Annotated in this window: 10 protein-coding genes; 9 read left to right on the forward strand and 1 reads right to left on the reverse strand. The window is 72.8% G+C overall.

The features are described from left to right. From GNZ18_RS40700 to GNZ18_RS02655, 3 genes are all read left to right on the forward strand, one after another. The gene (locus tag GNZ18_RS40700) at positions 1 to 1,911 is read left to right on the forward strand and encodes a dipeptide/oligopeptide/nickel ABC transporter permease/ATP-binding protein (protein ID WP_173390617.1); all 1,911 of its coding nucleotides are present in this window, start codon (positions 1 to 3) and stop codon (positions 1,909 to 1,911) included. After that, a complete protein-coding gene (locus tag GNZ18_RS40705; protein ID WP_173390618.1) occupies positions 1,905 to 2,654 on the forward strand; it encodes an ABC transporter ATP-binding protein in 750 nt (249 codons plus the stop codon). Before GNZ18_RS40700 ends, GNZ18_RS40705 begins: the two co-directional genes overlap by 7 nt. Positions 2,655 to 2,719: 65 nt before the next feature. Next, on the forward strand, positions 2,720 to 3,922 hold the full coding sequence (locus GNZ18_RS02655) for an ATP-grasp domain-containing protein (protein WP_216651128.1): 1,203 nt from the start codon (positions 2,720 to 2,722) through the stop codon (positions 3,920 to 3,922). On the opposite strand, the gene GNZ18_RS02660 is transcribed toward GNZ18_RS02655, so the two are convergent. Further along, positions 3,919 to 4,656 (reverse strand): class I SAM-dependent methyltransferase, encoded by a 738-nt coding sequence (locus GNZ18_RS02660; RefSeq protein WP_156214439.1) that lies wholly within the window; start codon positions 4,654 to 4,656, stop codon positions 3,919 to 3,921. The genes GNZ18_RS02655 and GNZ18_RS02660 overlap by 4 nt on opposite strands. Before the next feature lie 97 nt (positions 4,657 to 4,753). On the opposite strand from GNZ18_RS02660, the gene GNZ18_RS02665 reads away from it, so the two are divergent. From GNZ18_RS02665 to GNZ18_RS02690, 6 genes are all read left to right on the forward strand, one after another. Further along, positions 4,754 to 5,806 carry an enolase C-terminal domain-like protein gene (locus tag GNZ18_RS02665; protein ID WP_156214440.1) on the forward strand — a complete coding sequence of 351 codons (1,053 nt, stop codon included), beginning with the start codon at positions 4,754 to 4,756 and terminating at the stop codon, positions 5,804 to 5,806. Then, on the forward strand, positions 5,803 to 6,549 hold the full coding sequence (locus GNZ18_RS02670) for a class I SAM-dependent methyltransferase (RefSeq protein WP_312874264.1): 747 nt from the start codon (positions 5,803 to 5,805) through the stop codon (positions 6,547 to 6,549). Before GNZ18_RS02665 ends, GNZ18_RS02670 begins: the two co-directional genes overlap by 4 nt. Further along, entirely contained in the window at positions 6,546 to 7,727 is a 1,182-nt protein-coding gene (locus tag GNZ18_RS02675; RefSeq protein ID WP_216651129.1) for an MFS transporter, read from the forward strand. Before GNZ18_RS02670 ends, GNZ18_RS02675 begins: the two co-directional genes overlap by 4 nt. Beyond that, entirely contained in the window at positions 7,724 to 8,881 is a 1,158-nt protein-coding gene (locus tag GNZ18_RS02680) for an acyl-CoA dehydrogenase family protein (protein ID WP_156214441.1), read from the forward strand. Before GNZ18_RS02675 ends, GNZ18_RS02680 begins: the two co-directional genes overlap by 4 nt. Positions 8,882 to 9,350: 469 nt before the next feature. Further along, on the forward strand, positions 9,351 to 10,073 hold the full coding sequence (locus GNZ18_RS02685) for a helix-turn-helix transcriptional regulator (protein ID WP_173390619.1): 723 nt from the start codon (positions 9,351 to 9,353) through the stop codon (positions 10,071 to 10,073). A 509-nt stretch (positions 10,074 to 10,582) separates the two neighbouring features. Beyond that, positions 10,583 to 11,593, forward strand: coding sequence for an aldo/keto reductase (locus GNZ18_RS02690; protein ID WP_376766256.1), 1,011 nt, complete (start codon positions 10,583 to 10,585; stop codon positions 11,591 to 11,593). Positions 11,594 to 12,032: the final 439 nt, after the last annotated feature.

Raw genomic sequence — 12,032 nt, forward strand, 5'->3', positions numbered from 1 at the left:
ATGCTCCGCCGACCGGGGACGCGCACCGCGCTGATCGCGGTCCCCCTGGTCCTGTTCGCGGTCGCGGGCGCGCTGGCGCCGCTGCTGGCTCCGGCCGACCCGAACGTCGGCGACCTCGCCGCCTCGCTGCGACCGCCGTCGCGGGAGTACCCGCTGGGCACGGACCAGCTCGGCCGCGACCAGCTCAGCCGGCTCCTGCACGGCGCGCGGATCTCCATCACGATCACGGCGGCGGTGCTGGCGATCTCGCTCGCCACCGGCGCCGTCGTCGGGGCCACCGCCGGTTACCTGGGCGGATGGGTCGACTGGGGCGTCGCCCGGGTGATCGACGTCGTGGTGTCGCTGCCCGGCATGCTGGTCGCGCTGGCGGTGATCGGTGCGCGCGGGCCCGGCGTGCAGAGCCTCGTCCTGGCCCTGTCGCTGTGGTCGTGGGCGCCCTACGCGCGGATCGCCCGCGCCCGCGTCGCCGGGATGCGCGACAGCCCCCACATGGACGCGCTGCGGCTGCTCGGGGCGGGCCGCGTGCGCGTCATCGGCCGGCACCTCCTGCCGCCGGCGCTGGCGCCGTGCCTGGTCTACGCCAGCACGGACGTCGGCATGATCGTCCTCGGCGTCGCCACGCTGAGCTTCCTCGGCCTCGGTGTCGCGCCGCCGCACGCCGAATGGGGCCAGATGCTCATCGAGGGGCAGCCGTTCCTGGACTCCGCGTGGTGGCTGGCCTACCCGCCCGGCATCGCCGTCACGGCGGTGGTCTTCGCCAGCAACCTGCTCGGCGAGCGGCTCGCGGCGGGCGAGGAGCGGCCGTCGCTCCTCCGGCTGGCCCTTCCCGGACGGATCCGGCGGACGGCGCGCCCGAAGGCCGCGGCGGGAACGACCGTGGTCGCGGAACCGTCCGTCACCCAGGACTCTGTGCTGGTGGTGCGGGACCTGTCCGTCGCGTACCCGGGCGAGGGCGGGCCGCGCCGGGTCGCGGCCGGCATCTCCTACGAGGTGCGGCGCGGGCAGGTGCTGGCGCTCGTCGGCGAGACCGGAAGCGGGAAGACCACGGCCGCGCTGGCGCCGTTCGGCCTGCTGGACCCGCGGGCGGCGGTCACGGGGGCCGTGACGCTCGGCACCCGCGAGCCGCTCGGACCCGATCCCCGGGACCGGCGCCGGGTCGGCGTGGTCTTCCAGGACAGCGCCGCCGCGCTCAACCCGCTGCGGACGATCGGCGCGCACATCGACGAGGCGGTCCGGAACGCGGGCCGGGGCGGACGGCGCGGCGCGACCCGCCGGGTGACCGAGGAGCTGCTGGCCACGGCCGGTCTGCCGGACCCCGCACCGGTCGCCCGCCGGTTCCCGCACGAGCTCTCCGGCGGCATGCGGCAGCGGGCGCAGATCGCCATGGCGCTCGCGGGGGAACCGGAGTTGCTGATCGCGGACGAACCCACGTCCGCGCTCGACGTGACCGTCCAGGCGCAGCTGCTCGAACTGCTGGCCCGCCTCCGGGACGAACTGGACATGGCCATGGTCATCGTCAGCCACGACCTGGCGGTGGTGGCGCGCCTCGCCGACAGCGTGGCCGTCCTGTACGGCGGACGGATCGTGGAGTCGGGGCCGCTGGAGGAGCTGATCAAGGCCCCCGACCACCCCTACACCCGCGGCCTGCTGGACGCCGTGCCGCGTCCCGGCGCGGCACCGGGCACCCGGTTCCGCACCATGCCGGGCCGGGCCGGGATCGGCCCGGACGACACGCCGGGGTGCGGGTTCGCGCCGCGCTGCGCGCTCGCGGTACCGGCCTGCACGACCGTGCCGCCGACGCTGGAACCGCTGGTCGGCCCGGCGCTGGAGCCGTTGGCCGGCTCGGCCGCGCGCCGGTCGGCGTGCCTGCGCCATCCGAGCACCTCCACGACCGCGGACGGGCCATGCTAGAGATCGAGGGCGTCAGCGCGGGCTACGGCCGTGCCGGCACGACCGTGATCGAGGACGTCACGCTGCGGGTCGCGGCGGGCGAGATCGTCGGACTGGTCGGCGAGTCCGGCTGCGGCAAGTCGACGCTGGCCCGCGTCGTCACCGGCCTGCACCGGCCCAGCGCGGGAACGGTTCGCGTCGCCGGAGTGGACGTGCGGGCGCTCCGGGGCAAGGCGCTGCGGGCCCACCGGCGGCAGGTCCAGATGGTGTTCCAGGACCCCTACCTGTCGCTCAGCCCGCGGCAGACCGTACGCCAGGCCCTCACCGAGCCGCTGGCCATCCACCGCGTCGGCGATGCCCGGTCCCGGGCCGCGCGGGTGAGCGAGCTGCTGGAGCTGGTCGAACTCGACCCGCAGGTCGGGGCCCGCCGTCGCGGGCAGCTGTCGGGCGGGCAGCAGCAGCGGGTGGCGATCGCCCGCGCGCTGGCCCTGGAGCCGCGCCTGCTGGTCTGCGACGAGCCGGTCACCGCGCTCGACGTGTCGGTCCAGGCGAAGGTGCTGAACCTGCTCTGCGACCTGCGGGACCGGCTCGACTTCGGCTGCCTGTTCATCGCCCACGACCTCGCGGTGGTCGCCCAGCTCGCGGACCGGATCGCGGTCATGTCGCGCGGCCGGATCGTCGAACAGGGCCCGACCGCGGACGTGACCACCGACCCTCGGCACCCCTACACGCGCCTGCTGCTCTCGGCGACGCCCACGATGTGACGACGGCCGGGAACCATCCGGGCCATCGGGCCGACATACTGATGGTGACCATCGCCTGCCTTGAGATGCTCTCCTTCGGACTCGCCCACCTCGCGCGGGCCGCCCGCGGCACCGGCGAGCGACTGGTGCTGCTGACCGGCGTCGAGTCGCTGTACCTGCACGAGCTCGCCACGCTGCCGCCCGGGACGATCGAGGTCGTTCCCGTTGACACCGGCGACCGCCGGGCGGTCGCCGAGGCCCTGAACGCCATCGAGGGCCTCCAGGGTCTGATCAGCTCCACCGACACCTGGGGCGTCACGGGCGCCGAACTCGCCGCCGAACTCGGCCTGCCCGGCATCGACCCGGCGGTCATCCGGCTGGTGCGCGACAAGTTCGAGGTCCGCGACCTCCTCCACCGCAAGGGCCTGAGCCCGTTCGCGCCGTTCGCGGTGGACGACGCGTCCGCGCTGGACCTCGACCGGCTCGCCGCGGCCGTGGGGCTCCCCGCCATCGTCAAGGACACGGCGGGCACCAGCAGCCGGAACGTGTGGCTCGTCCGCGACGCCGGCGACCTCGCCCGCCTCCGCCGCGAGGCCGCGGAGGCGACGCTGTTCGGACGGCTGTTCGCGGAGCCGTTCCTCGCCGGGCCGGTGTACAGCGCCGAGACGCTCACCTGGGCCGGGCGCACCCGGCTGCTGGGGCTGTCGAGCCGCCTCATGTCGCCGCAGCCCTGGTTCCGCGAGGACGTCACCGCGTTCCCGGTGGCGCTGCCGCCCGGCGACGCCCGCGAGATCGAGAGGTGGCTCTCCGAGCTGCTGGCGGTGCTCGGCTACACCGACCGGTTCGCCCACGTCGAGCTGGCCATGACCGCCGACGGGCCGCGCCTGATCGAGGTGAACCCGCGCATCGGCGGCGCGCTCGTCGGCGAGTCGATGTGCCGTGCCCTGAACGCCAACGTCTACGAGGGGCTGGTCGACCCCGCGCTCGGGCGACGCCCGCGACTGCTCGACGCGCCCCTGGGCGGCGGACCGGCCGTGGCGTTCGTCCTGGCCTACCCGGATCGGGCCGGGGAGCTGGTCGCCGTGCACGGCCTCGACGACGTCGCCCGCTATCCGGGGCGGACGGAGTGGTATCCGACCAAGGAGATCGGCGCGGACATCGCGCACGTCACCGACGGGCGCGGCCACGCCGGGATCCTGCTCGCCGAGGGGCCGACGGCGGAGATCGCCACACACCGCGCCGTCGCCGCGGCGGCCGCCCTGCGCGTCGAGACGCGTCCCGCGTGCTAGGCCCGGACGCCCCGCACGATCAGCCGCCGCGCGCGGTGGTCGTAGGGCTCGGCGTCGAACCCGCCGAAGCACTCGACGCCGGTGAAGCCCGCCTCGGCGAGCATCCGCTTGAGCTCGACGGCGCTGTAGAGGTGGTGGACGATGGACGCCTGCCGCACCCGGCCGTCCCGCACGAGGTAGAAGTCGTCCCGGAAGCGGGTCCAGTCGTCGAGGACCGTCCCGCGCACGATGAGCGTGCCGCCCTCGACGTCGAGGATCTTCGGTCGGGCCCCGTCCCGGGCCATGACCTCCTTGCCGTACAGGTCGATCAGGAGCCGGCCGCCGGGCGCCAGGCAGGTCCGCGCGTTGCGCAGCACCCGCATGTTCTCCTCGTGGTCGTCGAACAGGCCGAACGAGGTGTACATGCTGATCACCAGGTCGAACCGGTCGGCCTCGGCGAACTCGCGCATGTCCGCCCGGACGAGCCGGACCTCGGTGCCGGCCTCGGACGCGGCCGTCGAGGCGCGGTCGAGCAGCGCCGCGCTGAGGTCCACACCCGTGACCTCCGCTCCCCGGCGGGCCAGGGGCACCGTGTAGGTTCCCGGCCCGCATCCGAGGTCGAGCACCCTGGTCCCGGGCGCCACCCGCAGCAGCGGCGACGAGGCGGCCCGCGTCTCGGCCTCGGCGGCGCGCTCGGCGGAGAACAGCACGTCCGTGAAGTCGGCCCACAGCGCCTCGTCCTCGAACCACTCCATCGCAGTCCCCTCCACAATCGGCCGGTTGCCCTGTGCAGTAGGTCGCCTCCGGCGTCCGGCTGGTTCCCGCCTCCTCCGACATCTGGAAAGGGCCGTCATGGATCTGAGCCTGTCCGTCCACCGCGTGTCGTTACGGCTGACCGAGACCGTGCGAAGCTCCCGCGGTGAGATCGACTCCGTCGACACCTGCGTGGTCGCCCTCACGCACGGCGGCGTCGTCGCCTACGGAGAGGGCACACCCGTCGAGTACGACGGGGTCACCGCGGAGGATGTCGCGCGGGCGATCGAGTCCGGCGGGCCGGACCTGCTCGGCCACGACCTGGGCGATCCGCGCGCGGCCCTCGACCGGGTCGAGCGGTGGGACGCGCCCGCGGGCGCCCGGATGGCCCTCGACGGCGCGCTGCACGACTGGATCGGCAAGGCCGCCCGGCGGCCGACCTGGAACGTGCTCGGCACGCCCCGCGAGATCGGACCGACCGTGTACACGATCGGGATCGCGAGCCCCGGCGAGGCGGCGCGGGCGGTCCGGGACGCGCCGCCGGTGGGCGCGTTCAAGGTGAAGGTCGGCGGCTCCGACGACATCGAGGTCCTTGCGGCCGTCCGGCGGGCGACCCCGCTGCCGATACGCATCGACGCGAACGAGGCATGGGATCTCGACCTCGCCCGCGCCCTCACGCCCCGGCTGCGCGCGCTCGGCATCCAGCTCATCGAGCAGCCCTTCCCCCGGGCGGCGATCGACGACTACCACCGGTACCGGGAGGTCCCCGGCCGGCTCCCGGTCGTCCTCGACGAGGGATGCACCGACGTGGCCAGCGTCCACGCCGCCGGGCGGCACTCCGACGGCGTCGTCGTCAAGCTGTGCAAGGCCGGCGGCGTCCGGGGCGCCCGGCGGGTCATGGAGGCGGCCCGCCGGGCCGGGCTCACGGTCCTGCTCAGCTGCATGTGCGAGTCGGAGCTCGCCATCAGCCAGGCCGCGCTGCTCGCGCCGCTGGCCGACCACATCGACCTCGACGGCCATCTCTACCTGCGCGAACCGCCCTTCCGCGGGCTCGGCCTGGAGGACGGGCGGATCGTCCTCGGCAAGGCGCCCGGCCTCGGGGTGACGCCCCGAGCCGCTTTCCCACCCGATCCGGATCGGAGGAGACCGTGAACTGGTACGAGGACATGCACCTGTGGTCGGGCTTTTCGGAGGTCCTCTTCACACCCGAGCGGGCGCGCGCCGCCGCCGAGGTGGTGGCCTCCTCGCCCCTGTTCGCGTTCCCCCCGGGAAGCCGCGTGCTCGACCAGTGCTGCGGCGTCGGCTTCTTCACCGAGCCGCTGGCCCGCCACGGCCACCGCGTGACCGGCGTGGACCTCCATCCCGAACTGCTCGAACGCGCGGCGGCCGCGTGCGCCGCCGCCGGGGTGAAGGCGACGCTCGTGCGGGCGGACGTGCGCGAACACGTGGCGCCGGACGCCTACGACGTCGTGGTGAACATGTACACCTCCTTCGGCTACTTCGACGACCACGAGGACAACCTGCGGGTCCTGCGCAACGCCCACCGCTCCCTCGCCCCGGGCGGTCATCTGATCGTGGACCTGTTGAGCAAGGAGACGTACGCGTCCTGGGCCGGCACCCCGAAGGTCGTCGACGTGCGCGGCGGCATGGTGGTCATGCGCGACACGATCCTGGACGACTGGGCCCGCTACCGCACCGACTGGACGCTCGTCCGGGGCGACAGGGCCGAGCACACCTCGCTCACCTGCTACGTCTACAGCGCCGCCGAGTTGCGCGCCATGTTCGTCCAGGCCGGGTTCGAGGACGTCGAGTGCTTCGGCACCCTGGACGGCGGCCCGTACGACGCGGGCGCCACCCGCCTGATCGTCCGGGGCGCCAAGGCACGGCCGAGGTGACACCGGGCGGTGCCCGCTCGTTCACCGGCGTCCAGACCGCGCTGCTCGGGAGCGGGCTGCTCGTCAACCTCATCAGCTTCTCGGTGTACCCCTACCTCGCGGTGCTGCTCCGCGACCGGATGGGCCTCGGCATGGACCAGGTCGGTGTCGTGCTCGGGCTGGCCACGCTCGTCCAGTTCGCCGGGGGGCTGCCCGGCGCGGCGCTCGCGGAACGCCTCGGGCTCCAGCGGTCCCTGCTGCTGGCGATGGCGCTGCAAACGCTCGGATCGCTGGGCTTCCTCGCCGGCGGAGCCTGGCCGGCGGTGACGATCGCCGCGCTCTTCCTCCGGTCGGCGGCGACCGCGCTGTACTCGCCGAGCGTCCGCGGCTACGTGGTGCACGGCGCGGGCCCGGACGAGCGGCCGCGGCTGGTGTCGGCGAGCTACGCCACCGGCAACGTCGGGGTCGCGCTCGGGCCGGTGGTGGGGGCCGTGTTCATCCACGACCCGGGCGGGATGTTCGCCGTCGCCGTCGCGCTGCACGCGGCGCTCACGATCGCGCACGCCCTGCTGCCCCGCGAGGCCCGCGACGACCGCGAGGTGATCGAGCCGCTGCGCCGGGCGCTGGGGGGCCTCGCGGCCCTGCCGTTCGCGGTCACCGCCCTGACCATCTACCTGCACATGAACTTCTACCAGTACCTCTCTTCCTACGCGGAGGGCCGGGTGCCCACGATGTTCTACGGATCCGCCATGATGGGCTACTCGCTGCTGCTCGTCGTGCTGCAACCACTGATCACGGGCCGGGTCGAGCGGATGCGGTACGAGTACGCGATGGCGCTCGGCTTCGGTGGCCTTGCCGCCGGCGCGCTCGCCTTCACCGGCGGGAACGAGATCTCGATCGCCGCCGGGATCGCCGTCATCGCCGCCGGGAACTCGGTCCTCTTCCTCAAGAACGTTCTTGAGGCGCTCGCCCGCACCCCCCGCTCACCGGCGGTCGTCTTCGGGCACCAGCGGCTGGCCGAGGGCACCGGCGCGTCCCTGAGCGGGCTCGTCGGCGGCGGAACGTACCAGGCGTTCGAGTCCGCCGACCTGCTCCCCGGATTCTGGGCGGCCGTCGCCGCCCAGTGCCTGCTGCTGCCCGCGGTCGTGCTCGTGCTGCATCGCCGGCTCCGGCGCCCCGCGATGGGAGACCCCCGATGAACCCGGCGGAAGCACTCGCGGCCGCCCGCGCCGTCGCCGACCGGCTGCGCGCGGACGCCGTCGCCCGCGACCGCGCCAACCGGCCGCCCCGCGCCGAGATCGACCTGCTGCGCGGCAGCGGCCTCCTCGCCCTCGCCCCGGACGACCACCGCACCACGCACGCGGTCACCCGGATCGTCGCGGCGGGCGACGCCTCGATCGGCCACCTCCTCGGCTACCACTACCTGCACCTGTGGCGGGCCGCGCTGTACGACAACGCCGACCTGGCCCGCTCCCTGTGGCGGGAGGCCGCCACCGGCACGCACTTCGTGGCCGCGGTCAGCAACCCGCGCGACACCCTCACGGCCGCCGCGTCCGGCGACGCCCTGTCGATCTCCGGCCGGGGCGCGTTCGCCACGGGGTGCGCGGTCGCGGACCGGCTGCTGATCAGCGCGGTCCGCGAGGACCGCGCGTCCCGCCTCGTCGCGGTGGTCCGCGGTGGCGCGGACGGGGTCTCCCACCCCCCGGACTGGGACAACCTGGGCCAGCGCCTGACCGCCAGCGGCAGCATCGTCCTCCACGACGTCCGGGTCGGCCATGGCGACGTGCTGGGCACCTTTCCGGCCGGCGAGGACGAGTCGAGCCCGCGCTGGCTCCGGCTGTCACTGGTCCCGCTGGCCTTCCAGGCGGTGCTCACCCAGGTCCTCGTCGGCATCGCCGAGGGAGCGCTGGACGAGGCCGCCCGGTACACACGCGAGCGGTCACGCCCGTGGCCCGCCAGCGGCCTCGACCGGGCCGTCGACGACCCGCACGTCCGCGCCGGGTACGGAGAACTCGCCGCCACCCTCCACGCGGCCCGCCTCCTGGCCGACGACGCGACCCGCGCCTTCGCGGAAGCCGACGCCCGCGGTCCCGGCCTCACCGCCGCCGAGCGGGGCCGGGCCGCCCTGACCGCCTCCGCCGCGAAGGTGGTGTCCACCCGGCTCGCCACGGAGGCCACGAGCCGGATCTTCGAGTTCACCGGCGCCCGCGCGACGACCCGCTCGACCGGCCTCGACCGGTTCTGGCGCGACGCCCGCACCCTCACCGTGCACGACCCCGTCGCCTACAAGGCACACGAACTCGGCACCTTCCTCCTCACCGGCGCCCTCCCCCCGATCACGGCCTACAGCTGAGACCGCCCGTCCCCGCTCGGCGGCCCGACCGTCCGGCCTGTATCCCAGCCCAACCGAACCGCCTCGAAGGACCGCTTGGCACGCGAGCAGGAACTACTCGCGCGACTCCGCGCCATCCTTCATGCGCCTTTACGAGGAAGGCCGCCCCCGCTTGGGACGATTTCGGCGGCTGCATACCGGGAAAGTCATCACGTCGATGCTCAATCGCAAGTCGGCGGGTGAGTGGTGCCGCGGGGGAATACGGCTGAGTGGGCCCTTGCTGTGTGAATCTGTGGGGGGCGCCGAGGTGATCGAGGGTCTGGGGCGGGTGGCCGCAGTCTGTCGGGAGACGCTGGGTGGCGGGCCAAGAATCAGACGTCCTCTGGCGGAGGGTTCGTCCCTCGACATTGTCGAGATCACCTGTTGTGACGATCGGCGGTCGTTTCGTCCGCCGGTCTTGGTCTCCGGGCCGAAGGCCGGGGTCACGCGGATGCTGTTGGTCCGATCCGGCGGGTTCCTGGCGCGGGTCAACGGCCGCGAGGAGTTCACCGACCCGGTCACAGGATTCGTGCTCCGCCAGGGCGATGAGGTGGCCTTCGCCCACCCGGCCCACACCCGCGACATCAGCACGATGCTCGATCTCGGCCTGGACGTGTACGGCGACGTCTGCGGTGACCTCCTGCCACCGGCCCAGAATCCTGTCGTACCGGTTACCGCCGCGCTCGACCTGGCCCACCGGCGGCTGGTCTCCGCCTGCCGGGCAGGGATTGACGGCTTCGAGGTCGCCGAGCGGGTGCATCACCTGCTCACCACAGTCCCCACCCCGCACACTCCGGCACGGACCGGGCGGCGCGCCGCCACCGTCCAGGCGCACCGCAGGCTGGTCGACCACACGCGGGCGGTGCTGATCGACGGGCCGCTGACGGTGAGCCTGGAGGAACTCGGCCGCCAGGTGGGCTGCTCCCCCTTCCACCTCAGCAGGGTGTTCCACCAAGTCACCGGGCAGACCCTCAACCGCTACCGCAACCAGCTACGGGTCCGCGCCGTGGCCGAAGACCTCGCCGGCGGACACTCCTCACTGCGGACGCTGGCCGCCACCTACGGCTTCGCCGACCAGGCCCACCTGACCCGTGTGTTCCGGCAGCACACAGGGCAGGTACCGAGCGCGGTCCGGGCGATGCTGAGACCCGCCGGCCCAGGTGAGCGAATATGAACAGGAATCTTCTACGCCACCGCTGTGCGCCTACGTGACGATCATCAACATGAAGACCGTTGCGTTCTCTGGCCATCGAGCCAGATCCATGCGCTGTCGCATGCTGGGGATCTCGGAGCCGCACCGCTTGGCAACGAAGAGCCTTGTATGGTGGCGGCCGCCGTGGCGCTACTGGTCACCATAGGATCGGGTCAGTTCTCCTGCTGCCGCAGCTGACATTGACCCAACGAAACCGCCCGTTCACACCGGCACGACGGCGAAGCCGTCAAGCCAACGGGTATCGGGATTCGGGGCACCGTATACGGCGACATCTGGGCGCATGCCGTGCCTCACATATACACCCCGATCACATATTCACCGCACACAATCCTGGGCTACTCGACCTCAAAACTGGATTGTTAACACTGCTCAGGACTCTGGTTTGGGCGGCCCGGGGCGCGGTAGCGCAGAGCGCGTTGCGGAAGTGCCGTTGACGCTGCCACTGACTGGTCTAAATGAGAGGACCTGGGGTGCAATACCGCACTATCGGCGCTGACCCGGCGACACGGCGCGAGGTGAGCGTGCTCAGTCTCGGCGCGATGTTGTTCGGCACGACCACCGACGAGGCGACGTCGTTCGCGATTCTCGATCGGTATGTCGATGCGGGCGGCACGTTCATCGACACCGCGAACAACTACGCGTACTGGAACACCGGCAGCCAGGGCGGGGAGAGCGAGGCGCTGCTCGGCCGCTGGCGGCGCAGCCGCGGGGTCGGCGAGGAGATCACCATCGCCACCAAGCTCGGCGGCCGGCCGACCGCCACCACCAAGCCGACCGGCTCCACCAGCGGGCTGGTCCCCTCAGACGGCGTCGAGGGGGTGAACGCCAAGGTGATCCGGGAGGCTTCGGCCGCCAGCCGCGAGCGCCTCGGCGTGGAGAAGCTGGACCTGTTGTATGCGCACATCGGGTTTCCGGACGCGCCATGGCAGGAGATCGTTGAGGCGTTCGGCGAACTGGTCGCAGCCGGCACGGTCGGCCTGCTGGGCGCCAGCAACCACTGGGCGTGGAGCGTGGAGCGGGCCAGGAACCTGGCCGCCGCCGCCGGCCTGCCCGGCTACGAGATCCTCCAGTACCACCACAGCTACCTGCGGCGGCGGGGCGACCTACCCGGCAGGCGCTCCCCAGACGGGGAGTTCGGCATAGCCTCTGGTGACCTGCTCAGCTATGTGCGGGCCGAGCCCGGCCTCGCGCTGGTCGCCTACTCCCCGCTGCTGGGCGGTGCCTACGTACGCCAGGACAAACCCCTGGACGCCGGCTTCGACCACGCGGGCACACCCGCCCGCCTCGCGGCCCTACACCAGGTGGCCGAGGAAACCGGGGCGACCCCCAACCAGGTGGTGCTGTCCTGGCTCATCGGCGGCGAGATACCGGTCATCCCCCTGGTCGGGGCGTCCTCGGTGGCGCAACTGGAGGAGAGTCTGGCGGCCGTGGACCTGGAGCTGACCGGGGAGCAGCGCGCCAAACTGGACGCGGCACACTGAGCCCCTCCGTAGCGGTTGGCAACGGTGTGTGATCCCCAAAACAGCCCGCCCGGTGGCCCAACCCCCGGAAGGCCGCAAAGCGTGTCCTCACTTGCCGCATACTCCGCCACGCGGAACATGCGGCGGGAGGCGGTCCTGGTCTTGCCGAGTCTCCAACTCGACGGCCTACGTGGTGCGCTCCGTCGGCTCCCTCGCCGACATCGGCGAGCGGGGAGACGACGGCCTGCTGCTCGGTCGGTGGCCCCAGGGCCGGCGCCTCCGAGCACACCTTGCCGATGCGGAATCTCAAAGCGGTGCATATCGGACAAGAAGCCATGAAAGGCGCATTAACTTGCTTCTCTTAACAAATGGTCCGTAGACGTCACGTAGCCTCTCCGGTCGCAACCGCCCCAGGCCATCGGACTCTCACGACCAAATCCGACACCGCCGATTGGCCATT

Source organism: Actinomadura litoris, from assembly GCF_009733595.1.
Taxonomy (GTDB): Bacteria; Actinomycetota; Actinomycetes; order Streptosporangiales; family Streptosporangiaceae; genus Spirillospora; species Spirillospora litoris.

Excerpts from the sequence above, each read along its gene's own strand:
- GNZ18_RS40700 (WP_173390617.1), top strand. The coding sequence starts at position 1 with ATGCTCCGCCGACCGGGGACGCGCACCGCGCTGATCGCGGTCCCCCTG.
- GNZ18_RS40705 (WP_173390618.1), top strand. The coding sequence starts at position 1,905 with ATGCTAGAGATCGAGGGCGTCAGCGCGGGCTACGGCCGTGCCGGCACG.
- GNZ18_RS02655 (WP_216651128.1), top strand. The coding sequence starts at position 2,720 with ATGCTCTCCTTCGGACTCGCCCACCTCGCGCGGGCCGCCCGCGGCACC.
- GNZ18_RS02660 (WP_156214439.1), bottom strand. The coding sequence starts at position 4,656 with ATGGAGTGGTTCGAGGACGAGGCGCTGTGGGCCGACTTCACGGACGTG.
- GNZ18_RS02665 (WP_156214440.1), top strand. The coding sequence starts at position 4,754 with ATGGATCTGAGCCTGTCCGTCCACCGCGTGTCGTTACGGCTGACCGAG.
- GNZ18_RS02680 (WP_156214441.1), top strand. The coding sequence starts at position 7,724 with ATGAACCCGGCGGAAGCACTCGCGGCCGCCCGCGCCGTCGCCGACCGG.
- GNZ18_RS02685 (WP_173390619.1), top strand. The coding sequence starts at position 9,351 with ATGCTGTTGGTCCGATCCGGCGGGTTCCTGGCGCGGGTCAACGGCCGC.